21 protein-coding genes and 3 pseudogenes are annotated in these 24,941 nt (G+C 60.7%); 14 read left to right on the top strand and 10 right to left on the bottom strand.

All coding sequences use genetic code 11. The features are described 5' to 3' along the window. Genes N2A41_RS32080 through N2A41_RS32070 form a run of 3 tightly spaced genes read left to right on the top strand, consistent with a single transcriptional unit; the run spans position 1 to position 3,151 of the window. Positions 1 to 1,866 (top strand): acetyl/propionyl/methylcrotonyl-CoA carboxylase subunit alpha, encoded by a 1,866-nt coding sequence (locus N2A41_RS32080; protein WP_260112129.1) that lies wholly within the window; start codon positions 1 to 3, stop codon positions 1,864 to 1,866. Next, the gene (locus N2A41_RS32075; RefSeq protein ID WP_260112128.1) at positions 1,866 to 2,318 is read left to right on the top strand and encodes a MaoC family dehydratase; all 453 of its coding nucleotides are present in this window, start codon (positions 1,866 to 1,868) and stop codon (positions 2,316 to 2,318) included. The genes N2A41_RS32080 and N2A41_RS32075 overlap by 1 nt, the downstream gene beginning before the upstream one ends. Beyond that, entirely contained in the window at positions 2,315 to 3,151 is an 837-nt protein-coding gene (locus N2A41_RS32070) for an HpcH/HpaI aldolase/citrate lyase family protein (protein WP_260112127.1), read from the top strand. Before N2A41_RS32075 ends, N2A41_RS32070 begins: the two co-directional genes overlap by 4 nt. Before the next feature lie 60 nt (positions 3,152 to 3,211). Here N2A41_RS32070 and N2A41_RS32065 read toward each other — a convergent pair. Next, positions 3,212 to 3,404, bottom strand: a pseudogene (locus tag N2A41_RS32065) (efflux transporter outer membrane subunit); the annotation flags it as partial. Positions 3,405 to 3,415: 11 nt separating this feature from the next. Between N2A41_RS32065 and N2A41_RS32060 the strand changes: the two are divergent. Next, a pseudogene (locus tag N2A41_RS32060) lies at positions 3,416 to 3,606 on the top strand (hypothetical protein); the annotation flags it as partial. Here the strand turns inward: N2A41_RS32060 and N2A41_RS32055 are convergent. After that, positions 3,543 to 4,283 carry a DUF4231 domain-containing protein gene (locus N2A41_RS32055; protein ID WP_260112126.1) on the bottom strand — a complete coding sequence of 247 codons (741 nt, stop codon included), beginning with the start codon at positions 4,281 to 4,283 and terminating at the stop codon, positions 3,543 to 3,545. The pseudogene N2A41_RS32060 and the gene N2A41_RS32055 overlap by 64 nt on opposite strands. Before the next feature lie 259 nt (positions 4,284 to 4,542). Further along, positions 4,543 to 5,685 (bottom strand): M24 family metallopeptidase, encoded by a 1,143-nt coding sequence (locus N2A41_RS32050; RefSeq protein WP_260112125.1) that lies wholly within the window; start codon positions 5,683 to 5,685, stop codon positions 4,543 to 4,545. A gap of 148 nt (positions 5,686 to 5,833) precedes the next feature. On the opposite strand from N2A41_RS32050, the pseudogene N2A41_RS32045 reads away from it, so the two are divergent. Then, a pseudogene (locus tag N2A41_RS32045) lies at positions 5,834 to 5,989 on the top strand (alpha/beta fold hydrolase); the annotation flags it as partial. Between the two features lie 29 nt (positions 5,990 to 6,018). Here the strand turns inward: N2A41_RS32045 and N2A41_RS32040 are convergent. After that, entirely contained in the window at positions 6,019 to 6,723 is a 705-nt protein-coding gene (locus N2A41_RS32040) for a GntR family transcriptional regulator (RefSeq protein WP_017968568.1), read from the bottom strand. Positions 6,724 to 6,872: 149 nt separating this feature from the next. On the opposite strand from N2A41_RS32040, the gene N2A41_RS32035 reads away from it, so the two are divergent. Then, positions 6,873 to 7,784, top strand: coding sequence for a dihydrodipicolinate synthase family protein (locus N2A41_RS32035; protein ID WP_260112124.1), 912 nt, complete (start codon positions 6,873 to 6,875; stop codon positions 7,782 to 7,784). 49 nt (positions 7,785 to 7,833) lie between these two features. Here N2A41_RS32035 and N2A41_RS32030 read toward each other — a convergent pair whose 3' ends face one another. The 5 genes from N2A41_RS32030 to N2A41_RS32010 all read right to left on the bottom strand — a co-directional run bounded on the left by N2A41_RS32030 (position 7,834) and on the right by N2A41_RS32010 (position 14,038). Beyond that, positions 7,834 to 8,934: an ABC transporter ATP-binding protein gene (locus N2A41_RS32030; RefSeq protein ID WP_170260011.1), complete on the bottom strand. Its 1,101-nt coding sequence runs from the start codon at positions 8,932 to 8,934 to the stop codon at positions 7,834 to 7,836. A gap of 9 nt (positions 8,935 to 8,943) precedes the next feature. Then, positions 8,944 to 10,887 carry a glycoside hydrolase family 127 protein gene (locus N2A41_RS32025; RefSeq protein WP_260112123.1) on the bottom strand — a complete coding sequence of 648 codons (1,944 nt, stop codon included), beginning with the start codon at positions 10,885 to 10,887 and terminating at the stop codon, positions 8,944 to 8,946. 27 nt (positions 10,888 to 10,914) lie between these two features. Further along, on the bottom strand, positions 10,915 to 11,784 hold the full coding sequence (locus N2A41_RS32020) for a carbohydrate ABC transporter permease (RefSeq protein WP_260112122.1): 870 nt from the start codon (positions 11,782 to 11,784) through the stop codon (positions 10,915 to 10,917). Next, on the bottom strand, positions 11,784 to 12,707 hold the full coding sequence (locus tag N2A41_RS32015) for a carbohydrate ABC transporter permease (protein ID WP_260112121.1): 924 nt from the start codon (positions 12,705 to 12,707) through the stop codon (positions 11,784 to 11,786). Before N2A41_RS32015 ends, N2A41_RS32020 begins: the two co-directional genes overlap by 1 nt. Positions 12,708 to 12,790: 83 nt before the next feature. After that, the gene (locus N2A41_RS32010) at positions 12,791 to 14,038 is read right to left on the bottom strand and encodes an ABC transporter substrate-binding protein (RefSeq protein ID WP_260112120.1); all 1,248 of its coding nucleotides are present in this window, start codon (positions 14,036 to 14,038) and stop codon (positions 12,791 to 12,793) included. Positions 14,039 to 14,216: 178 nt separating this feature from the next. Between N2A41_RS32010 and N2A41_RS32005 the strand changes: the two genes are divergently transcribed. After that, the gene (locus N2A41_RS32005) at positions 14,217 to 15,233 is read left to right on the top strand and encodes a LacI family DNA-binding transcriptional regulator (protein WP_222384976.1); all 1,017 of its coding nucleotides are present in this window, start codon (positions 14,217 to 14,219) and stop codon (positions 15,231 to 15,233) included. A 42-nt stretch (positions 15,234 to 15,275) separates the two neighbouring features. Here the strand turns inward: N2A41_RS32005 and N2A41_RS32000 are convergent, their stop codons facing one another. Next, positions 15,276 to 16,334 carry a LacI family DNA-binding transcriptional regulator gene (locus N2A41_RS32000; RefSeq protein ID WP_162117492.1) on the bottom strand — a complete coding sequence of 353 codons (1,059 nt, stop codon included), beginning with the start codon at positions 16,332 to 16,334 and terminating at the stop codon, positions 15,276 to 15,278. A gap of 136 nt (positions 16,335 to 16,470) precedes the next feature. Between N2A41_RS32000 and N2A41_RS31995 the strand changes: the two genes are divergently transcribed. From N2A41_RS31995 to N2A41_RS31965, 7 genes are all read left to right on the top strand, one after another. Beyond that, positions 16,471 to 18,792 carry an alpha-L-rhamnosidase gene (locus N2A41_RS31995; RefSeq protein ID WP_260112119.1) on the top strand — a complete coding sequence of 774 codons (2,322 nt, stop codon included), beginning with the start codon at positions 16,471 to 16,473 and terminating at the stop codon, positions 18,790 to 18,792. A gap of 37 nt (positions 18,793 to 18,829) precedes the next feature. Beyond that, on the top strand, positions 18,830 to 20,113 hold the full coding sequence (locus N2A41_RS31990; protein WP_260112118.1) for an ABC transporter substrate-binding protein: 1,284 nt from the start codon (positions 18,830 to 18,832) through the stop codon (positions 20,111 to 20,113). A 67-nt stretch (positions 20,114 to 20,180) separates the two neighbouring features. Beyond that, positions 20,181 to 21,059, top strand: a complete 879-nt coding sequence (locus tag N2A41_RS31985) for a carbohydrate ABC transporter permease (RefSeq protein ID WP_170255424.1) — start codon at positions 20,181 to 20,183, stop codon at positions 21,057 to 21,059. Beyond that, complete coding sequence (locus N2A41_RS31980; protein ID WP_018483069.1) at positions 21,056 to 21,883, top strand: carbohydrate ABC transporter permease; 828 nt, start codon at positions 21,056 to 21,058, stop codon at positions 21,881 to 21,883. Before N2A41_RS31985 ends, N2A41_RS31980 begins: the two co-directional genes overlap by 4 nt. Positions 21,884 to 21,887: 4 nt before the next feature. Next, positions 21,888 to 22,865: an ABC transporter ATP-binding protein gene (locus tag N2A41_RS31975; protein WP_260112117.1), complete on the top strand. Its 978-nt coding sequence runs from the start codon at positions 21,888 to 21,890 to the stop codon at positions 22,863 to 22,865. A 186-nt stretch (positions 22,866 to 23,051) separates the two neighbouring features. Further along, positions 23,052 to 23,678: an SIS domain-containing protein gene (locus N2A41_RS31970; RefSeq protein WP_170260001.1), complete on the top strand. Its 627-nt coding sequence runs from the start codon at positions 23,052 to 23,054 to the stop codon at positions 23,676 to 23,678. A gap of 17 nt (positions 23,679 to 23,695) precedes the next feature. Continuing rightward, positions 23,696 to 24,934 (top strand): glycosyltransferase family 2 protein, encoded by a 1,239-nt coding sequence (locus tag N2A41_RS31965; protein WP_170260000.1) that lies wholly within the window; start codon positions 23,696 to 23,698, stop codon positions 24,932 to 24,934. Positions 24,935 to 24,941: the final 7 nt, after the last annotated feature.

The following is a 24,941-nucleotide window of genomic DNA, read 5'->3' as shown; positions in this document are numbered from 1 at the left end:
ATGATGGAAAGTCTTCTCATTGCCAACAGGGGCGAAATCGCCCGCCGCATCATCCGCTCGGCCAAGATGCTCGGCATCCGCACCATCGCCGTCTATTCCGAAGCCGATGCCGGCCTGCCTTTCGTAAGGGAGGCCGACGAGGCGATCGCCATCGGCCCCTCGCCGGCCCGCGAAAGCTATCTCTCGCAGGAACGCATCCTCGAGGCCGCCCGGAAAACCGGCGCTGCGGCGATCCATCCCGGCTACGGTTTCCTTTCGGAAAATGCCGGATTTGCCGAAGCGGTGGAAAAGGCCGGTATCCTCTGGGTCGGCGCACCGCCCGCCGCCATCCGGGCGATGGGGCTCAAGGATGCGGCCAAGGAATTGATGCAGGCAGCCGGCGTGCCCGTGACCCCCGGCTATATTGGCGCGGACCAGAGCAAAGAAACGCTGGCGGCCGAGGCGGATACCATCGGTTATCCCGTGCTCATCAAGGCCGTCGCCGGTGGCGGCGGCAAGGGCATGCGTCGCGTCGAACGCCCGCAGGATTTCGCCGAACGTCTCGCCTCCTGCCGCCGTGAGGCGGCCGCCGCCTTCGGCGACGACCGCGTGTTGATCGAACGCTATATCGCCAATCCGCGTCATATCGAGGTTCAGGTTTTCGCCGATACGCTCGGCAATTGCGTTCATCTTTTCGAACGCGATTGTTCGCTGCAGCGCCGCCACCAGAAGGTCATCGAGGAAGCCCCTGCCCCCGGCCTCGATGCCGCAACCCGGGCAGTGATCTGCGATGCGGCGGTGAAAGCCGCAAGAGCAGTGAATTATGTCGGCGCCGGCACCATCGAATTCATTGCCGATGCCTCGGAAGGCCTTCGCGAAGATCGCATCTGGTTCATGGAGATGAACACTCGCCTGCAGGTCGAGCACCCGGTCACCGAGGCAATTAGTGGCGAGGATCTGGTGCTCTGGCAGTTGAAGGTCGCTAGCGGCGAGCCGCTGCCGAAAAGCCAGGACGAAATCGCCATGAACGGCTGGGCCTTCGAAGCCCGCCTCTATGCCGAAAATCCTGCCGCCGGCTATCTGCCCTCGACCGGCTGGCTCGAACATCTCAGCCTGCCAGAAACAATCCGCGTCGATAGCGGCGTCGAGCAAGGGGATGAGATCACCGCCTTCTACGATCCGATGATTGCCAAGGTCATTGCCCATGGGCCGAACCGCGAGGCCGCACTTTCGAAGCTCGCAGCCGCCTGCGCAGGTATCGAGGTCTGGCCGGTCAAATCCAATGCCGGCTTGCTTGCCCGCATCGCCGTCGATCCGGATTTTCGCGCAGCTCGGATCGATACCGGCTTTCTCGACCGCCATGGCGATAGCCTGGTGGCGACGGAGCCGAGCGAAATCGCGATCGACACCGCGGCCACTGAGCTTTCAAGAAATACGGATGGTGATCCCTGGTCCGCGCTTGCCGGGTTCCGCATCGCCGGCGCGGATGACAAGAGGGTGCGCATCCGTATCGGCGAGCACCTCCTTTGGGGGCAATCACGTCGGGAGCTTGAGGCAAATGCCGTCACGATCGGTGAAACGATGGCGCTTTTCGACGCCGGCAATGCCTGGCCGATCAGCCTGCCTGTGGCAAGTGAAGTCGAGGCAAGTCAGGGTGCCGGCGATGGCGCGATTCTGTCACCCATGCCCGGCCTCGTCATTTCGGTGGATGTGGCCGACGGCGATCGTGTCGCCAAGGGGGACCGCCTGCTGACAGTCGAAGCGATGAAAATGGAACATTCTCTACGTGCGCCCTTCGACGGCATCGTCGAAAAGCTGCAGGTTTCCTCGGGGATCAGGGTCTCGGAAAACCAGCTGGTCGTCAGCATTGTGAAGGAGCAGGATTGATGGCCGGCCGTTATTTCGACGAGTGGACGGTCGGCGACCGCATCGCCCACGACATCCGCCGCACGGTCACCGAGACCGACAATCTGCTGTTCACGACGCTTTCCCACAATCCGCAGCCGCTGCATCTCGATGCCGATTATGCCACAGGCACCGAATTTGGCCGGATCGTCGTCAACGGCACCTTCACCTTTGCCCTCACCGTTGGCCTTTCGGTCGGCGACACCACGCTCGGCACGCTCGTCGCCAACCTCGGCTATGACAAGGTGACGATGCCGAAACCGGTCTTCATCGGCGATACGCTGCGGGTGGAAACTGAGGTGATGGAGCTGCGTCGCTCGAACTCCCGCCCCAATGCCGGCATCGTCACCTTCCGGCATATCACCCTGAACCAGCGCGGCGAGACCGTCTGCCAATGCCTGCGCATGGCGATGCTGAAGGTGAAGTCGTCATGAGGCTGCGCTCGCTGCTCTTTGCGCCCGGCGACCGGCCGGAGCGTTTCGAAAAAGCGCTCGCCTCAGGCGCCGATGCCGTCATTCTCGACCTGGAAGATTCGGTTGCGCCCTCAAACAAGGCGAAAGCGCGCGAGAGCGTGCACGAGTTCGTCCTGCATCATGCCGGCGAGACCCCTCTCCTGATCCGCATCAATCCCCTCGCCTCGCCAGAATTCGAAGACGACCTTACCGCTTTGAGCGGCCTTCATCCTTTCGCGATCGTGCTGCCAAAGGCCGAGGGTGCCGCTTCGGTGCTGAAGCTCGCAGGCTCTCTTGCATCTGCAATTCCCATCCTGCCGATCGCAACCGAAACGCCATCCGCGATCTTCGAGATCGGCAGCTACCGGGATGTCGCGAGCAGCCTCTGCGGCTTGACCTGGGGTGCTGAGGATCTATCTGCCGCGATAGGGGCTACGACCGCGCGCAGGACGGATGGCCGTTACACGCCGCCTTACGAGCTTGCCCGCTCGCTCACGCTGTTCGCAGCCCATGCCGCCGCCGTTGCGGCAGTCGACACCGTCTATCCAGATTTCCACGATGTGGGCGGTCTCAGGGCCTATGTCGGCCGCGCCCGGCGCGACGGCTTTTCCGGCATGATGGCCATCCATCCGAGCCAGGTCGAAACGATCAATCACGCCTTCACGCCGGATCCGTCCGAGATCGCCTGGGCGGAGAAAGTCGCCGCCGCCTTCGCCGCCAGGCCCGACGCGGGCGTCATCCAGCTCGACGGACGCATGCTGGACCTGCCGCATCTCAAGCTTGCCCTCCGCATCCTGGAGACAGCAGGCCGATAGCCAGCGAGCCGCTCGCTTGACTGTCTTCGGCCAATTAGTCTGACTTCGCCGTTGGCTCGGGGCGTCGATATAGCTTTCGACCAGGTCTTTCAGGAAGGTGAGCTTTGCATTGTCAGCCGTTGCATAGGCGGCCCCCCAGCGAGGCAATCGCACTCTCCTTGGAGCGACGGTATTGGGCGAAGAAGTCGAGCAGCCAGAAAAGGCTGGCCTCGCCGCCTGTCGTGTTCGTGGTGCCGATGGTCATACGCTGCGAATACCTTGTGAGCGAGCACCCAGTTCTCCGTCGGCGAAGATCAACTGACATTCGTCCTGCCGGTGCGCCGAGCTCAGATCGTGGTCCCTGTCATCGAGTCAAGCTCAAGCCAGGGAGCGCGGCTGGCATTCAGAGGGCTCAGGGATTGGCTCCGGTGGTCCCTACAAAGAACTGGTTGAGTTGCTTCATCTCCAGCGCATGAGCGCGCTTTCTAAGAGCGACTGCCTGTTTGAGCGTCGCTAGCTCATCCGTTATGTCAATGAGATGAGCCTCGGCGACGAGCATCTCTGCTTCGATCCTTCCCTGCTCTCTCAATTGCCAGACGTCCCGGATGCGGAATTGAACGATTATCGTGCCGAAAAGCGCCACGAGCGCGGAGGTCGCCATTGGGAGCCATTGGGGGATAACCGTGCTATAAGCCGAAAATAATGAAGAGAGGCCGCTCAGAACGATGATCCCCAATGTGAGAAAATTCCAGAGATACTGATTCACCCTGGAGGATCGCGCATACCAGTTTCGATGCGTCCGCAGGTCACGCAAAGCCTGCCTTTTGATCTCGACCATATCCGATGGGAGCATCTTTTCTGCTCTCTCTTGATCGATCTCCCGTCTTGCCGCCAGAATTACGTTGATGATAGCGATAGTTATCCCGAAGGTAATCATGAACCAGGCGATGTAGTGCAAAGGGACGTCATCGAGAATGACGTTTGGAAAAAACTCGGGTTTAAAAAATTCAATTAAAGTGCCAAGCGATACCAAGAATACAGAAAAGACAACCACTGCTATCGAAAGCATCGCCGCCATATTTCTATATCTGCCATTCAGTGTCAGTTTCCGAAGTTGGGCCGAGTCATCCTCATCCTTTCTGAGCAGGTCCATCGTCCTATCCTCGAGACTGTAGATTAACCACAGTCAACCTTGTAGCACGTCAGAAAGCAAGTAACGTTTGTGACGAATTACTTGATAGATCGAATTGCAGGCTACCCGCGATCCGGTCGATATGTCCGATGCCGCGAAACGGCCCCCGCCATATCGCCAACGTTCAGGCTCGGGTAGCCTCCGCCAGCGGTCGGTCGAGATCGCGGGCAATATATTCCTGGATCTGCCGGACGAGAGCGGGCAGGAGATGGTGCCCCGCTCAGGAGAATTGCTCGGTCGGTCCCGCCGCCGGATTGGTCAGCCAGCATGGTCCCTCGGCGGTCATGTACATATGGTCTTCCAGCCGAATCCCGAATTTCCCGGGGAAGACGATCATCGGTTCGTTGGAAAAACACATGCCGGCGGCAAGCGGCGCGTCGTTGCCTCGAACGATATAGGGTTCCTCATGGATCTCGAGCCCGAGGCCATGACCGGCGCGATGCGGCAAACCTGGCAGGCGATAGTCGGGGCCAAGGGAGTGTTTGGCAAGCACCTTACGGGCCGCATCGTCGAGGCTCGAGCAGGCGGCACCGATCCGGGCTGCGTCGAAGACGGCCTGTTGCGCCTCGCGCTCGATCCACCAGGCCCGTTCGAACGCACTTTCGCCGCCCTCCAGCATATAGGTCCTGGTGATATCGGAATGATAACCGTCGATCCGGCAGCCGGTATCGATGAGAATGACGTCGTCACGACCAAGGACCTGATCGCCGTCGGCGCCATGCGGAAGCGAGGTCGCCGCGCCGAAGGAAACGATGCAGAATGTCGAGCCGGCATCGGCGCCGGCCTGGCGATGCTGCCGGTCGACGAAATCGACCACCTCGGATGATTTGATGCCCGGCTTCAAGAGGCCATGCGCTTGCCTGTGTACGTCAAGCGTCAGGTCCATCGCATACTGAATGAGGGCAATCTCCGCGGCCGATTTGATGCAACGCAGGTCGCGGATCAGCCGCCCGCCATCGGCAAGCCTCGCCGCGCCCATCTCCGCTGCCAATGCATGATAGAAGAAAAGCGGCAAACCATCGTCGAGGGCAAGTCTGCCGCCCTGGGCAACAAGGCGGGCGATGAGAGCGGCGCTGCTCTCCTCCTCTTCCCAGACCAGGATTTCCCCCGGCAGATGCGGCAGCGTTTCGACACGGCTGCGCTCGAACCCTGGAACGATGTAGGATATGGTCGCGGGCGTGACGAGCGCGCCGAGGAACCTCTCGCTCGGATGCCAGACCAGCCCCGTGAAGTAATGCAGGCTTTCGGTCGGCCCAAGAAGCACCGCAGCCAATCCTTCGGCTTCGACCATTGTGCGAAGCCTGGCGAGGCGGTTCTGCCGTTCGTCCTCAGTGATGCGGGGTACGGGGTGCTGCCACGACATGTTGTTTTCCTGCTTTTCCTGCGCTTCCAGATCGATGAAACCCTCGCCTTGCAGCGGGATCTTGAACCGACACTAATGCCGCTGTAGGCAATATGTCGACATGAAAAATGAGGAGATGACGATGGCGGCCGAATACACCTGACCGGGCATGCTGATACGTGCCGGGCTTTCGCTCGAAACAGCCCGCCACGTCGCCAACGTGGTGACCAACGAATTCGAGCATGACGGTGTTTGCCAGTCGGCGGCTGTCCTGCGCCGGATGATGACCTTGGTCAGGGAGCAAGGCGGCCCCCTCGCCTCCTGAGGCTCCAACGGTTCATTGCTCTCGTCGCGTCAGGACATGCTGATCGCCACCGGCCGGTCGAGGTCGCGGGCGATATATTCCTGGATCTGGCGGACGATCTGCCCGGCGTGGGCGATCGCCAGCCGGTCGGCCCGCTCGACGTCACCGGCCTCGATCGCGGCGATGATCTCCTCGTGTTCGTCGACATACTGGCGCGGCAGACGGTCGTCGAATGTCGAGTAGTAAAGGCGCAGGATACGGCGGCCCTCGTCGAGCAGCCTGGCGAAGAAGGCCGTGTAATAGGAATTGCCGGCAAGTTCGGCGATCGCGACGTGAAATTCGCGGTTCGCCTCGATCATCGCATAGGCATCGCGCGCGGCAACGGCTTCGGCGAAGTCCTTCTGATGCCGGCGGACGGTCTTCATGATTTCGCCGTTTCGCCGTTGCGCCGCGCCGCGCGTCGTCACCCGGTACATCAGCGTCAGCGCTTCGAAATAGGTGGGCAGGCTTGCGAAATCGATCGTCGCAACGATCGTGTTCCTGTTCGGCAGCGTCGTGACGAGCCCGTCGGCAGCGAGCCGCAACAGCGCCTCGCGAATGGGAGTCCGCGACATCCGGAAACGTTCCGACAGCCGCACCTCGTCGAGCGGACTGCCGGGTTCCAGCGCCATCGACAGGATTTCCTGCCTGAGCGTCACATAGACGCTCTGCGTGCCAGAGCCGCGCACCCGCACATTTTCCGCGTCGTTCCGCATTTGTCCGCCCTCTTTCGTTAGAGCCTTGTATTTCGTTTTGGCCGATTCTCGCAATGTCGGTCTTCGGGGCTTCAAATTTGTAAGCTCACATCATTGAATCTTGTCGACAGTTTGTATATAAGGCAACTAGTTTCAACGAGGCTCGATCAATGACCACAGGATGGAAGGGCGTATTTCCCGCCGTAACGACACAGTTCAACGATGATCTTTCCGTTGATTTGCCCTCGACCCAGCGCGTCCAGGACGCGCTTGTAAAGGATGGCGTCAACGGGCTGATCGTCATGGGCACATGTGGCGAGAACAATTCGCTGGACCCCGAGGAGAAGCGCACGATCCTGAAAGCTGCCGTCGAGGTCGTCAATGGCCGCGTTCCCGTGGTGACGGGCGTGTCCGAATTCGACACGCGCCGCGCCGTCGCCTACGTCCGCGACGCCGAAAAGCTCGGCGCCGACGGCCTGATGCTGCTGCCGGCCATGGTTTATGTGCCGAAGCCCGAAGAGCTGATCGCGCATTTCCGCACCGTCGCCGAAGCGACCTCGCTGCCGATCATGCTGTACAACAATCCGCCGGCCTACCGCGTCAATATCGGCGCCGATGTGCTGAAGGTGCTTGCCGACGTGCCGAACATCAAGGCGGTCAAGGAAAGTGCGCCGGATCCGCGCCGCTTCACCGATCTCATCAATGAATTCGGCGATCGTTTCGATATCTTTGCCGGTCTCGACGACGTCGCGCTCGAAGGCCTGATGCTCGGCGCCAAGGGCTGGGTCTCGGGCTTGACCAGCGCCTTCCCGGAGGAATCCGTGCAGCTCGTTGCCGCCACCGAACGCGGCGACTGGGAAGAGGCCCGCAAGATCTATCGCTGGTTCATGCCGCTTCTGCACCTCGATGCCGAACACGATCTCGTGCAGTCGATCAAGCTTGCCGAGCAGATCATGGGCCGCGGCTCCGAGCGCGTCCGCCTGCCGCGCCTGCCGCTTTCGGGCGCCCGCCGCGCCGAAGTCACCGCCATGGTAGAGAAGGCCGCTGCCACGCGTCCTTCGAAGATCCGTCAGGCTGCCTGATCAACGAGCCGGCAACCCCGCGGTTGCCGGCCTTTTCCGTGTTTGCTGTTCAGGCAAGCGCCAGCGACCGGCCGGTCGCCGGATCGAACAGATGCATCTGGTTCATGTTGAACGAAAGCGGCATCGTCGACATCGGCCTCGGCCCGCTCTCGGGATCGATGCAGGCGCAAAGACTTGCCTCGCCGATCGCGAAATAGACCATAGTCTCCGGCCCGAGAGGCTCCACAAGATCAATCTTGGCTTCGATGTCGGCATAACCAGGACGGGCCTGGCGGTCGGTGATCGATTCCGGCCGGATCCCGAACACCACTGGTTTGCCGGCATGGCTGGCATAATCGCCGGCGCGCGCTCCCGGCACGGCAAGCTCGCTGCCGTCAGTCAGTTTGACGACGAGACCCTTCTCTCCTGATAGCAGCGTCGCGGACAGGAAATTCATCGACGGCGAGCCGATGAAGCCGGCGACGAACTGGCTGACGGGACGATGATAGAGCGCCTGCGGCGGCCCCGCCTGCTCGATGATGCCGCCATTCATCACCACGACACGATCCGCCATGGTCATCGCCTCGACCTGGTCGTGGGTGACGTAGACGGTCGTCGTCGGCAACAGCTGGTGCAGCCGCTTGATCTCCGTGCGCATCTGCACGCGAAGCTTGGCATCGAGGTTGGACAACGGCTCGTCGAAGAGAAAGACTTTCGGGTTCCGCACGATCGCGCGGCCCATCGCGACGCGCTGACGCTGGCCGCCCGAAAGCTGGCCCGGGCGCCGGCCGAGCAACTCGCTGATATGCAGGGTTTCCGCCGCCCTGATGATACGCGCGTCGATCTCGCTCTTGGCGAGCTTCTGCTGCTCCAGGCAGAACGAAATATTCTCCCGCACCGTCATGTGCGGATAGAGCGCGTAGTTCTGAAAGACCATGGCGATGTCACGTTTGCCCGGGCCGAGCCGGTTGACGACCTGGTCGCCGATGACGATCTCGCCGCCGGTGATGTGTTCGAGACCCGCAATCATGCGCAATGTCGTCGATTTTCCGCATCCCGACGGGCCTACGAAAACGACGAATTCATTGTCTTCGATGTCAAGGCTGATGCCGCGGACGGCCTCGTAGATGCCATAGGATTTAACGATGCTCTTGAGTTCCAGCCGCGCCATGGTTTTCTCCTAGACCTCCTGCAACCAGATCGCCATCGCTCCGGGCTCGCGATTGGCCCAGAGGTGATAGGGGATCGCCGTGAAGGGCCGCTCCTTCAGCGCGGAGGGCGCGGTGCGATAGAGTGCATTCTGCCAATCGGCTATATCGGCTTCGAGCGCGGTGCCTTCGAGGACGGTCGCTCCGCCGAGAAGCGCGGCATCGTAACGGGCAGAAATTTCCTCAGATGCCGGCAGGCGGAGCCGCTGCGGCTCGCCGCCGAGGTCCGTCTCCTCGATGCAATAGACGACAGGCCCGCGCCGCAGCGCGACGCGTCCGCCGTCTTCGGAGACGGCAGGATGCGCGTAGATGCGCTCGACCGGCATCGAGAAGCCGATGCGGACCTCGTCACCATTCTGCCATTCCCTTGATATTGCGGCATAACCCTTCGTCACGCATTGATCGAGATCGACGGCAACGCCGTTGACCGAGATCTGCGCCTGCCTGCACCATCCGGGGATGCGAAGACGAAGCTGAAACCGGCTTGGCCGCTCGACGGCGAACCGCAGGCTGATGTCGCCATCCCAGGGATATTGCGTCTCCTGGATCAGGCGCACGAAGCTGTCGCCGACTATGAGATCTGCGCAATTGGTGCCGTAGAGATGGACGGCGAGCTCATGATCATCAGTCGAATAGAAATATTGGCCGAGCGACGTGATGAAACGGGCAATGTTGGTCGGGCAGCAGGGGCAGTAATGCCATTTCCACCGACGGTGCTGCCCGTGGGTTTCAAGGACGTTCTCATAGAAATAATGTTCACCGTCGCGTGAGATGCCGGAAAGCGCGCCGTTGTAGAGCACCGTTTCCAGCCTGTCCGTGAACTTGCCGTCGAGATCGATCTGCGCCATGCGATGGCTCCAGAAGCCGAGCGCGACGGCTGCGCATGTCTCGGCATAGGCCGTCTCGTTCGGCAGGTCGAATTCCCGGGTGAACCCTTCATTGGATGCCGAGGGGCCAAGGCCGCCGGTCACGTAGAGCTGGCGGCCGACCAGGTTGTCGAAGAGCCGGTCGCAGGCCTCCTTCAATGTCGGATCGTCGTTCTCACGGGAGAGATCCGCCATCGCAGAAAAGAGGTACATGGCGCGAACCGCGTGTCCGACGACCTGGTGCTGGTCGCGCACCGGCATATGGGCCTGGCTATAGGCATATGTCTTGTAGACGTAATCGTCCGGGTTCTCGCCGCGCCTGCGAGCCTCCTCGTCGTAATACGAGGGCATCCGGCCGCGTTCGTCGACGAAATAGGTCGCAAGCTTCAGATGCCGCGGATCGCGCGTCACACGGTAGAGTTTGACCAGCGCCAACTCGATTTCCTCATGGGCATCGTAACCCCTGAGCTTTCCGGGCTCGGCACCGAAGGTTTCCATGATATGGTCGACTGCGCGGATCATCACGTCGAGGAAACGGCGCTTTCCCGTCGCCTCGTAGTAGGCGACGGCCCCTTCCAGCAAGTGGCCCATCGAATACATCTCGTGCAGGTCGCGCAGATTGGTCCAGCGCCTGTCCGGCTCGCGGCGAATGAACCAGCTGTTGACGTAGCCATCGGCCATCTGCCCTTTTTCGAGCTTTTCGACGATAGCATCGATCTTCGCCTCAAGCGCAGCATTCGGGTGAGCCTTCAGCGTGTAACTTGCGGCCTCGATCCATTTGCCGAAATCGGAATCGAAGAAATGCTGCATCGACAGTCCGCTCGGCTGGATCGGGCGCACCAGCGGCCCGGCCGGCTTGTCAAAATCGAGCACCTCGAGGAAGCCCTCCTCTTCCAGCCGCTTGTGCTGTGTCGGGATGGTGACGTTGCGAACCGTCTCCGTCCAGCTCTGCCAGAAACCGCCATCAAATACGACACCGGAATGGTCGGCAGGCCTGTATCGCTGCCGTCCCGCAGCGCGTGCCGGTTGAAAGCGAGGTGAGCTGGTCATGAGGACTCCTGAGCGGGACGAGCGCTGTTACTTCACGGCGCCGGCCGTCAGGCCGCGCACGTAATATCGTTGCAAGAGAAGGAAAAGCAGGATGCAGGGGACCATGGTCACGGCTATGCCGGCCTGAAGCGCGCCCCAGTCGATGATGCCATAGATGCCCGACGAAACATTCACCAGCATGATCGGCAGCGTGAACTTGTTCTGATCGGACAGAAAGATGAGGGCAGCGAGGAATTCGTTCCAGGAATTCAGGAAGGCGAACATCGCAACGGTGGCGACACCGGGAAGCGCGATCGGCAGCATGATCCGGCGCAGGATCGTCGCCTGCGACGCGGCGTCTATCCGCGCCGCTTCGATCAGCGCCTTCGGCACTGCATCGAAGGCGTTGCGCATCATGAAGACGGAAAAAGGAAGCTGGAAGGTCACGTAGATCAGCACCAGCCCGAGAAGGCTGTTCTGCAGCCGGAAGACTTTCAGGATCAGGAAAAGCGGCGTCAGGATCGACTGGAACGGGATCATCATCGTTGCCATGATCAGCACGAAGAGCAGCGACTGGCCGGGAAAGCGGAATTTCGAAAAGCCGTATCCCGCCGGCACCGCGACGAGCACTGTCAGGATCACCGTTCCGGCCGCGATCAGCACCGAATTGGCGGCATAGACGTACCAGCCGGCGCCGACATGCTCGAGGCGGCGGTAGTTCTCGAGCGAGAATGCCTTCGAGAAAAGCGCTGCCGGATCGGCAAGTGCTGCGGCCGCGGGCTTGAAGGAATTGGCAAAGGACCAGACGATCGGCATCACGAAGAAGATGGCAAAGACGCATGCCGTCAGAACGAAAGCGAGATAACCGAGCCGCTCGCTCGCCGGCTTCGCTGCGAGATTGTGGTTGAGCCGTTCCATCAACCCTCCTCCGGCCGCTGGCGCAGCAGGACGAACTGGATCGCGCTGATCGCCACCAGGACGACGAGCAGGGCAAAGGAGATCGCCGAGCCATAACCGAGACGATAGGATGAAAACGAGGCGAGATAGATCGAGAAGACCGCGGAGATCGTGCTGTTCTCAGGGCCGCCCTGAGTGATGATGAAGAACTGATCGAAGGCCAGCATCGATGAAGTGACGTTGAGGACGAGCGCCAGCACCACCGAGTTCCTCATCAAAGGCAGCGTGATCCGGCGAAACCGGCCCCAGACGCTGGCGCCGTCGATCCTGGCGGCTTCGATGACGTCGTTCGATATGCTCTGAAGGCCGGTCAGGAGAATGATCATCGTGAAGCCCGCTGTTTTCCAGACGACCATCAGGATGACGACGCCGAGTGCTGGCCAGAAACTTTCGAGCGGCCTCGGCGCGCTGTCGATGATGCCCGCGCTGCGCAACAACTGCGCAAAGACGCCGCTATCGGGATTGAGCAGCCACATCCACAATGTCGAGGCCGCCCCGAAGCCGATGACAACAGGCATGAAATAGATCGTGCGGAAAAAGCCGGCGATCCGCAGCGGCCGGTCGACGAGCAGCGCCAGGGGAAAGGCCACCAGGAAGATCGCAGCCGTGACGAGCACCGTGTAGAGCAGCGTGAAACCTAGGGAATGCCAGAGCTGGGTGTCGCTGATCAGTTCGGCATAGTTGGAAAGGCCTATGAACTTCGTCCGGCCGAGAAGCGGCCAATTGTAGAAGCTCATCCAGACCGTCATGACAAGCGGCACGAGGAAGAGCACGACGATGAACAGCAAGCCCGGCAGGATGAAGGCAAGGCCGAGCCAACCCTTCGGCTCGGGCTCTCCGGCTGCGACTGCGCGCCTCCGGTTGCGAAGTGTCGAGGATATCACCGCAACTCCTCCTTCCGTTTGAACGTCGAGATGTGAAGGAAACGGCAGGACATCCACAGATACCCTGCCGAAGCCCATCGGGCTCAGTTCGGATTGGTGCGTTCGAGGATGCGGGTGAAGTCGGCCTGCGTTTTAGCGATCGTTCCGTCGACGTCGTCGCCGAAGATCGTGCCCTGGATCAGATTGAGGAAGGGACCGGTGCGGCTGACGAAGAGTTCATCGGACGAAAAAGTGTAGGGCGTGCGCGCCTTGGCGAGGATATCGTAGGCAACGAGATTGCGCGGGTCGAATTTCGCATAGGCTTCCGCGGCGAGGTCGGTGCGCGACGGCATGCCCGATTCCTGGGTGATATAGACCTGCTGCTCGGGCTGCATGTAGAAATTGACGAAGTCGAGCGCGACCTTCTTCTTCTCGCCGCTGATGCCCTTTATCAGGGACAGCGTGTCGCCGCCGGCAAAGCTCGATGCACCACCCTCCGGCCCCGGGATCGGCGCAACGGCGAACTTCACGTCGGGATATTTGCTGGTCAGCAGATTGACGATGTAGGAGCCGGTCATCAGGATGCCGACCTTGCCCGAGGCGAAGGCCTCGACGGCATTGTTGCCATTGCCCGACCGCGAGGTCGGATGGATCGCACCAGCCCTCCACATATCGCGATAGGCGGCGATGGTCTCGCGCAGCGCCGGCGTATCGACGGTGGCGCTACGGCCATCATCGCTCAGCACATCGGCATTGGCGGCCCAAAGATGCGGCAGGAAGTCGTAGATCAGCCAGCTTCCCGAATTCGCCACGAAATAGAAGCCGTAGGTCTCGTTGCCGAGCGCGGCGATCTTCTTGGCGTCCGTGGCAATCTCTTCCATCGATGCCGGCGCCTTGTTGGGGTCGAGGCCGGCCTTGGTGAAGAGATCGGTATTGTAGGCGATGATCGAGGCATCCGGCAGTGCCGGCACGCCGTAGATCTTGCCGTCATAGGTGGCAAGACGGATGTGGGACGGGCTCATGGCGGAGGAATAAGGCAAGCCCTTCACGAAGTCGGAGATATCCTCGAGACCATCCGCCGCGGCAAAGGTCGGGAGATAGATCAGGTCGAGCACGGCGCCGTCGGGAGCCGCGCTGCCGGCAATTGCCGCACCCAGCTTCGGCACCATCTGCTCGGCTGTTATCTGGGTGACGTTGACCTTGTCGGAGTGCGATGCGTTGTATTTGTCGGCCAGTCCCTGAAGGACGGCGCCGGAGGACGTGCGCACCCATAGGGTGATTTCTTCGGCGCTGGCGAGAGAAGAGCTTGCCAGCAGCGCAAGAGCAGTGATCGTTGTTTTCAGTCGAAGCATGCTTGTTCCCCTTTTCTCGTTCAGGCCTCAGGCCTTCGGACGAAACGGACGTTAAATCAGAATTTTTTTGGTGTCGACAGTCTGTGTGCATAAATCTGGCATGCGATTGATAAAACCTTTTAACAGCACGATTTTTTCTGCTAAAAGCTTTTAGCATGAATTGAAGACGAGGCGTGGTCTGAAGAATACCGGTGATCGGAGACGGACGATCTACGACGTGGCGAAGGCTGCGGGCGTCAGCATTTCGACGGCGTCGAACGCGCTGAACGGCACCGGCCGGACGAATGCGGAGACGCGCGAACGGGTCCGGCGCGTGGCAGAGGAGATCGGGTTTCGGCCCAATGCACTCGCCCGTGGGTTGCTGAGCAAGCGAAGCCATGCGATCGGCATGCTGACCAACGACACCTATGGCAGACTGACGCTGCCGATGGCGGCCGGGGTGTCGGAAGTGCTCGTCGATCACGGCGTGTCCGTCTTCCTCTGCGCCACGAACAATGATCCGAGGCTCGCCCAGCTGCACCTGGAGGCGCTTCTCGACAGGCAGGTCGACGGCATCATATTCACCGCGACGCGCCTTGACCTCGAGCCGCCGGTCCAGTTGTCCCGCTTGCCGATACCCGTCGTCTACGTCTTTGCCGAGGGACCGGCCGACAGCGTCACCTTCTTTCCGGACGACGAACAGGGGGCGCGCCTCGCCGTCGACCATCTCAAGGAACTGGGCCGGTCGCGGATCCTGCACATCACCGGCCCGCGGGATTACCTAGCCGCTCGCATCCGCGCCCAATCCTATCTCGACGCCTGTGGCGGCGGTGCCGAACCGATGTTCGGCGAGTGGTCGGAGGAATGGGGTCACGAAGCCGTCCAGACGGTGTTTGCCCGGCCCGGCGCAAAGCCCGACGCCATCTTCTGCGGCAGTGACGAGATCGCCCGCGGCGTCATCGACGCGCTGCGCGACCTCAATGTGGAGATTCCCACGGATGTCGCCGTGGTCGGGTTCGACAATTGGGAGGTCGTCGCACGGCAAACGCGCCCGCCGCTGACCACCATCGACATGGAGTTGAAGGAACTGGGCCATCGCGCCGGCCTGGCAATTCTCAGCCTCTCCAAGGGTGAACCGGTCCCTGCCGGCATCACCAGATTGCCGTGTCGCCTGGTCGTGCGGCAGTCTTGCGGCAGCCCCCTTCAATCCGACTGAAAACGACGGCAAGCAAGACAGGCAAGCCGGCCGCCGTCGCTATTATCTGTCCGTGGAATTGCCAGGACGGGTCAGGCTGTTGCGGCTGACCAGCGACGGTATCTGGAAAATATGCTCGGAAGCGGTACGGCCTTCTATTCTGGAAATGAGGGCCCGGGTAGCGATCTGGCCGAGCTCCCTGCCCGACTGGTCGATGCTTGCGAGATTGACGAGGCCAAGTGCTGCGGTCGACGAATTGTCGTATCCGATGACGGCGAGGTCTTCGGGCACGCGCACCCCCATCTCCATAGCCAAGCTCAGAAGGGTGATCGCGTCGAGATCGCTCCAGCAGAACACGGCGCGCGGTCTATCCTTCCTCGATAGGAACCTTCGCATCGCCTCTTCCCGTTTTGGCGAAGCAATCGGAATTTTGCCGATCGCTGGCGAGGAGCCGAGCCCGCCACGCTGCATCGCACGGCGGAACCCGATCTCACGCTGGCGGACGACAGAGACCGCGTGCCCCTGGCGCTCGCCAAGGCTGAGCATTTCGATGTCGCGATAGCCGCAGGCTAAAAGCGCTTCCACGGCGATCTCCGCGCCGCGCTGATCGTCGGCATTGACGGTATCGAAGGCCGTGGCGCTGGCATCGTGGTAGCCGACCGCGACGATCGGTATCTGGACTGCGAACTTCGCCAGAATCTCCGAGGGCAAACGCGGCGCAACAAGGATAAGGCCGTCCATCTTGTAGTCGATCATCGACTCGATCAACGACGTCTCCAACTGCACGCGCGCATCGCTGACGCCGATCATCGCCTGGTAATGCGAAGGTCCAAGCACCTCGTTCACGCCGGCAATCACCTCCGGAAGGAAGGGATTGCGGATATCGATCAGGAGCACTCCGATGGTGAAACTCCGGCCACGCAGCCCGCGTGCCGCCCGCGAGGGGCGATAGGCGAGTGCCTCGATGGCATCAATCACCCTTGCGCGCAGCGCATCGCTGACGCCATAGGCATTTCGCATCACCTTGGAAACCGCTGCGACCGATACGCCTGCGTGAGTTGCCACGGTCCGGATCGTCACGCGATCGTTTCGTTGCGGCTTTTGTTTGTCTTCGATTGGCATGAAATCTCTGGCTTGCTGCGGGTCGTCAACATCGTCCGCAGAACCACCATGGCAGACTGGCAACGAAAATTCTATTGCGCTTCCGAAGAAAATGTAGAACGTTATATGGAGAACGTTCTACATTCGGGAGGACTTGATGAACTTTCAGCCGGCAGCCATCGGCGGCAACCTCGTTTCGCGTGCCTGGTCGGGGGAAATGATCGCGCCACTATCGGATGGCGGTCAGGGAACGGCCGCAAGCTTCGTCTCCAAGACTTTCGAACATGACGGCGCCAAGCTTCCCGTCGAGCTCTTTATCTCCGCACTTGGCCTCTACCGCTGCTTCATCAACGGCGTTCGTGTCGGCAACGACCTGTTGACCCCGGGCTGGACGAACTACGACGATCGCCTTGCCTATCAGCGATATGACGTCTCGAACCTGTTCAAGCCGGGCCTCAACCGGATCGAGATCTGGCTTGCCGACGGATGGTACCGGTCGCCTTTGATGTGGGGCGCCCAGGCAATCCCAAATTGCTGGGGCGACAGGATCGGCGCCATTGCCGATCTGATCGGATCGGATGGCACCGTTCTTTCCACCGACACCACATGGCGAAGCGGTATTCTGCCGATCCTGAAGTCGGGGATCTACTTCGGCGAAATCTACGATGCCCGCCACGAAAACTACTTGGAGAGCCACGGCACCGAACGATTGCCATTCGACAGGGAACTGCTCGTCGCGCATGAAACGGCTGCCGTGCGCGAGTTGCGGCCACTCGCCCCGGTCGACAGCTGGACCGACGATGAGGGCAGGACGGTCTACGATTTCGGCCAGAATTCCGGCGGCTATGTCAGATATACAGTCCGCGGCACCGCCGGCGCCGAAATTCGGGTGGAGCATTCGGAGGTACTCGGCCCCGATCGTCATTTCGACAATCGCAACTATCGCACGGCCACCGCGCACACTGTCTACACGCTGCGGGGAGACGGCGATGAAACCTACGCACCGCATTTCACCTTCCACGGCTTCCGCTATGCCAGGGTAACGATCAAGGGCGATGCGAAGATCCTTGCAATCGCGTCCATCCCGATCTCGTCGGTGCCCGAGCCCGCCGGCGGTTTCACCTCGGGCAATACACTGGTCAATCGCCTCGTCGAGAATACCATCTGGTCGCAGCGCGCCAATTTCGTCGAAGTACCGACCGATTGCCCGCAACGCGACGAGCGCTTGGGCTGGACGGGCGACGCCCAGGTCTTTGCCGCAACCGCATGCTGGCTGAGCGACAGCCAATTCTTCCTGAGGAAGTATCTGCGGGATGTGATGGCCGATCAACGCGAGGATGGCGCCGTCTCACATTTTTCGCCGGATCCGACGCGTCTGCATCCGGCCAATTTCCCGGGCTATGCCGGTTCGACTGGCTGGGGCGACGCGATCGTCGTGATTCCTTGGGTACTCTACACGCATTACGGCGACCGGGCCGTCCTGTCGGAGTGCCTGGATTCCATGGTGCGCTGGGTCGATTTCGTCTGGTCGATCTCGGACGGTCCGCTCGTGCGTCCGCCCTCGCATTGGGGGGCCCGAGGTTTCACTTTCGGCGACTGGCTGCAACCGGTCGGCGACAATCGAAAGCCTCGTCCGACGATCGCCGACGATTGCGCGGCAACGCTCTACCACTTCATCTCGACCGACCTTCTGGCAAGGATCGCAGCCATTCTCGGCGAGCATGCGCTTGAAGAGAAGATGAAACAGCGCGCAAGCGAGATCCGGCGGGCATTCACCAACGAGTTCATCACGCCGGCGGGACGGCTCGCGCATAATGACCAGACGTCCTATGCCTTGGCCTTCCTCCACGACCTGATACCGGCGGAGCACACGCAAGCCGCACAGCAGCATTTCCGGCAGGTGATCATCGATGCAGACTACAAGATCGGCACCGGCTTCATCGGCACGCCCGCCCTGCTGCCGGCGCTGACGAAGCTCGGCATGGACGATCTGGCCGAAAAGGTCTTCCTGCAGGAGGATGTGCCGGGCTGGCTCTACCAGGTCTCGAAGGGAGCGACGACGATCTGGGAGCGCTGGGATTCCATGGCGCCTGACGGCACCATCTACGAACCCGACATGAACAGCTACAACCACTATGCCTATGGCGCGGTCTGTCAGTGGCTGTTCGAAAGCGTCGCCGGAATTTCGCCGAGCCCGAGCGCGCCCGGATTTACCGAGGTGATCGTCGATCCGGCGCCGATTCCGTCCCTTTCGCCGGTTTCGGCCCATCACGATAGCAGCCAGGGGCGCATAGAGGCCGGCTGGCAATGCGACGGCAACAAGATCACCTATGTGCTGACGCTTCCGAAAGGCTGCATCGGCCGGTTCCGACCTGGAAAACGGCATCAAAACCCGTCGCTCAATGGAGAACCTGTCGTCGCGGAAGCCATTCTTCCCCCCGGGACACACCAGCTGGTCTTTTCCCTACCCAATTCTTGAGGAGCATACACGTCGCATCGTTCAGAGGAGGAACGTCATGACACATCGGATAAAACTCATTCTTGCGGGCGCCTCCGCGCTTTTGGCACTGGCCGCGGCTGGCCCGTCGCATGCAGAAACCACGCTGTCATTCCTGATCGACAACAACCCCGACACCGTCGCGGCGGCCGAGGCACTGGTTGCCGCCTATCAGGCAAAGGCACCCGACGTGACGATTGAAATCGAGCCGCGGGCCGGCGGTGGCGAGGGCGACAACATCATCAAGACGCGCCTGGCGACGGGGGAGATGTCCGATGTGTTCCTCTACAATTCCGGCTCGCTGCTACAGGCGCTGAAGCCGACACAGACGCTTGTCGATCTGAGCGATCTCTCGTCGCAGGCGAAGGTCGACGACGGTTTCAAATCGGTCGTCCGTGCCGATGGCAAGCTCTACGGCGTTCCCTTCGGCACGGCGATGGCGGGCGGGATCCTCTACAACAGGAAAATCTACCAGGAGCTTGGCCTCTCCGTCCCGAAGACATGGGCGGACTTCATGGCGAACAACGCGAAGGTCAAAGCGTCAGGAAAGGTCGCCGTGGCGCAGACCTATCGCGATACCTGGACCTCGCAGTTGTTCGTTCTGGCTGACTATTACAACCTGCACGCTGCCGTGCCGAACTTCGCCGCAGACTATACCGCCAACAAGGCAAAATACGCCGAGACGCCTGCGGCCCTGAAGGGCTTCGAACGGCTGAAGGACGTTCACGACGCCGGTCTGATGAACGACGATTTCGGCGCGGCAAGCTACGACGATGGCCTGAGAATGGTGGCAACCGGCGAGGCGGCGCATTATCCGATGCTGAGCTTCGCGGTCGGCGCGCTCAAACAGAATTATCCCGAAAACCTCAACGATGTCGGCTTTTTCGCCCAGCCGAGCGACGACGCCGCAACCAACGGTTTGACGGTCTGGATGCCGCCCGCCCTCTACATTCCCTTGACCAGCCAGCACGCCGAGGAAGCGCGGAAATTCGTCGATTTCGCCGGAAGCGTCGAGGCCTGCAAGATCATGGTGGAAACCAATGCCGTTCAGGGGCCTTCTCTGATCGACGGCTGCGACCTGCCAGCTAGCGTGCCGCCTGCGATAAAGGACATGCTCCCCTATTTCGAGGCCAAGGACAAGACGACCCCGGCGCTGGAATTCGTTTCGCCAATCAAGGGACCGGCTCTCGAGCAGATCACCGTCGAAGTCGGCTCCGGTATTCGCCAGCCGGCCGACGCGGCGAAACTCTATGACGACGATGTGCGCAAGCAGGCCAAGCAGCTTGGCCTGCCCAACTGGTAGCGGTCTTTCGGGCAAGTTATCCTCGCTCCTGATGGAGCGAGGTTTCCACCCGATCGAAGAGATTGATATGACCGAGACACGCCGCCGTTCGCGCAAATCGCCCTACCCGCTGTGGTTTTTCATTCCCGCCGCCATCATCTACGGCGTGCTCTTTCTCGTTCCCACCGTATCCTCTCTCTGGTTCAGCTTGACGCGCTGGGATCTTTCGACCGCCGAATTCATCGGGCTCGAAAATTTTCAGCAGTTCTTTTCCGAACCGTTTCTGGTCAAAGGGCTCGTCAACACACTGATCTACGCCGTGACGACCTCCGGCCTGAAGACGGTCTGCGGGTTGCTGCTCGCCGTGCTGCTGACCAGCAATATCTTCGCCCGCGGCTTCCTGCGCACGCTGGTCTTCTTTCCCGTCCTGGTCTCGACGATCGGCATCGGCATCACCTTCACGGTGATGATGCATCCGACCAGGGGCATCATCAATGTCACGTTGGAAACGCTCGGCATTCCAGGACCTGGGTGGCTCACCAATCCGGCGCTGGCGCTTTTTTCGGTGGCTTTGGTCGATGTCTGGAAGGGTGTCGGCCTCGCCACCTTGATCTTCATCGCCGGGCTTGCCGCGATCAGCCCCGATTATTATGAGGCCGCAAGGATTGACGGGGCCACGCGTCTCCAGCAATTTTTCCGGATCACCCTCCCGCTCGTGCGTCCCGCCACTGTCATCGTGGTGACATTGTCGCTGATCGGCGGGCTTCGATCCTTCGACCTGATATGGGCCATGACCCGCGGCGGGCCTGGTTTCTCCTCCGACGTGATCGCCTCGGTCATCTATAAGCAGTACCAGGCGGGTTTCTACGGTCTGTCGACGGCCGGAAACGTCATCCTGTTCGCGCTGATCGCCATAATCATCCTGCCATTCACCCTGTGGTTCAACCGGCGCGAGGTCGAGGAATGAGAAGCGTCCGCCCTTACGTGACCGGCGCGATAGCCCTTGCGGTGGCGGCCGTCATCTTCGTCATGCCTTTCGTTTTCGTCGCTCTCCAGGCGGTCAAATCGAAATCCGAAGCCTCTCGCCTTGATTTCGAACTGCCCGAGCAGTGGCTGTTCTGGGATAATCTGATCGCCGTGTTCAAGGCGCGCGACTACCAGCTCGCGCTCGCCTATTTCAACTCCACGCTGATCACCGTGGTCTCCGTCACGATCCTGATCCTGCTGTCGGCAATGGTCGGATATGTGATGCAGCGCCGCAAGACCGTCTGGAACAGGGTGGCCTCCATTGCCCTGTTCATGGGTCTGATGATGCCCCCAGCCGTCGTCCCCACCATCGGCCTCTTGCAGGAGATCGGTCTCTTCAAGACCATGACCGGGATGATCCTGATCCAGGTCGCCTATAATCTCTCGTTCTCGACATTGCTCTACCGGTCGTTCATTTCGACCATACCCCGCGACCTCGACGAGGCGGCGCTGATCGATGGCGCCAAGCCCCGGCAGATTTTCTTCAGAGTGATCCTGCCGCTGCTGAAGCCGGTGACCGTCACCAACATCGTCGTGCAGTCGATCGCGATCTTCAACGATTTTACCAACCCGCTCTACTACCTTCCCGGCAAGGAGAACGTGACAGTGCAGCTGACGCTCTATAATTTCCAGAGCATGTATACGAGCCAGTACAATCTCCTCTTCATGAATATCCTCCTGGTGACGATCCCGCCGCTGGTCGTCTTCATCTTCTTCAACCGGCAGATCGTCGCCGGCATGACATCAGGCGCAGTAAAAGGGTAACCGAATGGCTGAGCTCACTCTCAAACAGGTTCGCAAGAGTTTTGGCGCACTTGAAGTCATCAAGGGGATCGATCTGGAGGTTGCCTCGGGCGAGTTCGTCGTTTTCGTCGGTCCGTCTGGCTGTGGAAAGTCGACGCTGCTGCGGATCATCGCCGGCTTGGAGGAAACAACGTCAGGCGCGCTGACCATCGGCGGCAAGGACGTGACCTATGCCGAACCCTCCGAGCGCGGCATTGCCATGGTGTTCCAGAGCTACGCGCTCTACCCGCATATGACCGTTGCCGAGAATATCGGCTTCGGCCTTTCGCTCGCCCGCCGCCCAAAGGCGGAGATCGCCGCCAAGGTCGCGGCGACGGCTGAAACGCTGCAGCTCACGCAGTTGCTGGAGAGAAAGCCGAAAGCGCTCTCCGGCGGCCAGAGGCAGCGCGTCGCCATCGGCCGCGCGATCATCCGCGATCCCAAGGTCTTCCTGTTCGACGAGCCGCTCTCCAATCTCGACGCTTCGCTCCGCGCCCAGATGCGCCTTGAGATATCAGATCTGCACGCCCGCCTGAAATCGACGATGATCTATGTCACCCACGACCAGGTCGAAGCGATGACGATGGCGGACAAGATCGTTGTCCTGAAGGGCGGCGCGGTCGAACAGATCGGCAGTCCGATGGAACTCTACCGCAATCCGGCGACACCCTTCGTCGCCGGCTTCATCGGCAGCCCAAAGATGAACCTCTATGGAGGAGAGACCGCGCGGCGAATGAACTGCGCGACCTACGGCATTCGCCCGGAACATATCAGGCTTTCGGAAGGTGCCGGGCAATGGCAGGGCAGGATCCGGCATGTGGAGCGGCTTGGCGCCGACGCGATCCTTTACCTCGACATCCCCGAGCTCGGCGAGATGGTCGTGCGCGCCGAAGGCGAGACGCCGTTTGCGCCTGGCATGACGGTCTGGGCAAATCCGGTCGAGGGAGCGGAACATCGGTTCTGAAGCGAACGCCGCCCGTCGTCTCAGCGTTGAAAAACTTGCAGCAGCTCAGTATCGGCGTACGGAAGACCTTTAGTTGCAAAGCCGCGACACTCGCCGACAACCCTGAAAGAGGGGGCGAGCAACTTGCCTTTGTCTCATTTTGTCTTTAAGGACGCCCAATTCCCAAGGCGTAGGGACGGAACGAGCATGTTACAAAATGAGAACAGATCTTCTGGGCTTGGCGTAACAGCCGGCGACCTGGATCGCTACTTCACATTTCTCCGCCATGTTCTTGTGAATACAACCGCTACGCGGTCAGCGGGAGAGAGCCTGGATTATGCAGCAGCGGTGACGGAGTCCATGCAACTGGCGCGCGCCACGCACGATGCCGGACGGAAGATCATGTTCATTGGCAACGGCGGCAGCGCGGCAATCGCCAGCCACATGGCGACCGACTATTCGAAAAATGGCGGGCTGCGCGCCATGGCGCTGAACGACGGCGCGACGCTGACATGCCTCTCGAACGACCTTGGATATGAGAACGTCTTCTCGACGCAGATCGCCATGCACGCGAACGAAGGTGACCTGCTGGTGGCAATCAGCAGTTCGGGGAGATCCGAAAGCATTACCAAGGCCGTCCATACGGCCCGGGATAAAGGCTGCGCCGTCGTGACTTTGAGCGGATTCGCGCCGGGCAATCCGCTGCGTGATCTGGGTGACCTGAACTTTTATGTGGCTTCCGATCAATATGGCTATGTGGAGATCGCACATCTTGCGATTTGCCATGCCGTACTGGATTTTTCCTGCGGACTTGTCCCGCCTACTCTTTCCTAACGAGCCGTTTTGCGCGCATGACTTTTCCCAGCATTCACGATCCGGAATTGACGCTCCTTACCCCCGACGATGATGTCACCGAACCTGAAGTGACCATCCTCGTCCCGTCTCTTAATGAGGAATTGACGATCGGAACCTTCGTCGACTGGTGCCGCGAGGGTATTGCGGCAAGCGGTGCGGCGGTGGAGATCCTCATCGTCGACAGTTCGACCGATCGCACACCCCAAATCGCGCGCGACAGGGGCGCCCGCGTTTTGCGGACACCGAAGCGCGGTTTGGGCAGGGCTTACATCGATGCCATTCCATTCGTCCGTGGCAAGTTCATCATCATGGGCGATGCGGACTGCACCTATGATTTTCGCCAGATTGCGCCGTTTATCGAGGCCTTCCGGAAGGGCTCCGACTTCGTGATGGGCTCGCGGTTCAAGGGCTCGATCGAAGACAATGCGATGCCGCCCCTGCATCGCTATTTCGGAACGCCACTGACGACGTGGATTCTCAATCGGATGTTCGCCAGCCGCTTTTCCGACATCCATTGCGGCATGCGAGGCATCAGTGTCGATGCGTTGCTGCGCATGGATCTTCGGTCGCAAGGATGGGAATATGCGTCGGAAATGGTGCTGAAGTCCGTGCATATGGAGCTTCCGACCACCGAAGTGCCGATCCACTTCCTGAAAGATCCGGATGGGCGGCTCAGCCACATGAAGCGGCGGGGTTGGATGGAGCCGTGGCGCGCAGGCTGGCGTAATCTCCAGGCGATGTTCGTCTACGGGTTCGATTTCTTTCTCATCTGGCCGGGCTTCCTGCTTCTGGCCCTCGGCTTGATCATCATGCTGCCGCTGCTCGCTGGACCTATGTCCATTGCCGGTGTGCGGTTCTCGTCCAATGCCATGCTGTTTGCCATGGCCCTGGCCGTCCTCGGTCAATCAATGCTGGTTTCGGCCGCGATCGGACGGGTTATCTTCGATTATTCGGGACGCGTGCAGCCTCGTTTCGAGCGGCTCCTGCCTTATAACGCAACGATTTGGGGAACGGTCGTGGCCGTCCTTGCAGGCGTTTTGTTGGCGTTTCCGCTCTTCGATTCCTATGTCGGGAATGGATACTTGCTGCCTGAGATTGGCGTCGAAACGAACTGGGCCGTCTTCGGGCTCTGGCTTATCACCACAGCGTTTCAGATCTTTATTTCAGGGCTCATGATCCGAGCGCTTGGGGTCATGCTGCCAATCAAGAAGCCTGCGCCGCCTCTCGCGGAATAGGAGCCAC

Origin of the sequence: Rhizobium sp. SRDI969, assembly GCF_025152725.1 — a bacterium.
GTDB classification, from domain to species: Bacteria; Pseudomonadota; Alphaproteobacteria; order Rhizobiales; family Rhizobiaceae; genus Rhizobium; species Rhizobium leguminosarum_I.
The sequence above is the reverse complement of the archived record's forward strand: the minus strand, read 5'-3'. Positions and strand labels throughout refer to the sequence as shown.

Bases quoted from the DNA above. Each gene is read 5' to 3' on its own strand.
- N2A41_RS32035 (WP_260112124.1), top strand. From the start codon at position 6,873: ATGACCACAGGATGGAAGGGCGTATTTCCCGCCGTAACGACACAGTTC.
- N2A41_RS32030 (WP_170260011.1), bottom strand. From the start codon at position 8,934: ATGGCGCGGCTGGAACTCAAGAGCATCGTTAAATCCTATGGCATCTAC.
- N2A41_RS31970 (WP_170260001.1), top strand. From the start codon at position 23,052: ATGTTACAAAATGAGAACAGATCTTCTGGGCTTGGCGTAACAGCCGGC.
- N2A41_RS31985 (WP_170255424.1), top strand. From the start codon at position 20,181: ATGACCGAGACACGCCGCCGTTCGCGCAAATCGCCCTACCCGCTGTGG.
- N2A41_RS32055 (WP_260112126.1), bottom strand. From the start codon at position 4,283: ATGGACCTGCTCAGAAAGGATGAGGATGACTCGGCCCAACTTCGGAAA.
- N2A41_RS31965 (WP_170260000.1), top strand. From the start codon at position 23,696: ATGACTTTTCCCAGCATTCACGATCCGGAATTGACGCTCCTTACCCCC.
- N2A41_RS32020 (WP_260112122.1), bottom strand. From the start codon at position 11,784: ATGGAACGGCTCAACCACAATCTCGCAGCGAAGCCGGCGAGCGAGCGG.
- N2A41_RS32075 (WP_260112128.1), top strand. From the start codon at position 1,866: ATGGCCGGCCGTTATTTCGACGAGTGGACGGTCGGCGACCGCATCGCC.
- N2A41_RS32040 (WP_017968568.1), bottom strand. From the start codon at position 6,723: ATGCGGAACGACGCGGAAAATGTGCGGGTGCGCGGCTCTGGCACGCAG.
- N2A41_RS31980 (WP_018483069.1), top strand. From the start codon at position 21,056: ATGAGAAGCGTCCGCCCTTACGTGACCGGCGCGATAGCCCTTGCGGTG.
- N2A41_RS31995 (WP_260112119.1), top strand. From the start codon at position 16,471: ATGAACTTTCAGCCGGCAGCCATCGGCGGCAACCTCGTTTCGCGTGCC.
- N2A41_RS32000 (WP_162117492.1), bottom strand. From the start codon at position 16,334: ATGCCAATCGAAGACAAACAAAAGCCGCAACGAAACGATCGCGTGACG.
- N2A41_RS32070 (WP_260112127.1), top strand. From the start codon at position 2,315: ATGAGGCTGCGCTCGCTGCTCTTTGCGCCCGGCGACCGGCCGGAGCGT.
- N2A41_RS32080 (WP_260112129.1), top strand. From the start codon at position 1: ATGATGGAAAGTCTTCTCATTGCCAACAGGGGCGAAATCGCCCGCCGC.
- N2A41_RS32025 (WP_260112123.1), bottom strand. From the start codon at position 10,887: ATGACCAGCTCACCTCGCTTTCAACCGGCACGCGCTGCGGGACGGCAG.
- N2A41_RS32050 (WP_260112125.1), bottom strand. From the start codon at position 5,685: ATGTCGTGGCAGCACCCCGTACCCCGCATCACTGAGGACGAACGGCAG.
- N2A41_RS31975 (WP_260112117.1), top strand. From the start codon at position 21,888: ATGGCTGAGCTCACTCTCAAACAGGTTCGCAAGAGTTTTGGCGCACTT.
- N2A41_RS31990 (WP_260112118.1), top strand. From the start codon at position 18,830: ATGACACATCGGATAAAACTCATTCTTGCGGGCGCCTCCGCGCTTTTG.
- N2A41_RS32010 (WP_260112120.1), bottom strand. From the start codon at position 14,038: ATGCTTCGACTGAAAACAACGATCACTGCTCTTGCGCTGCTGGCAAGC.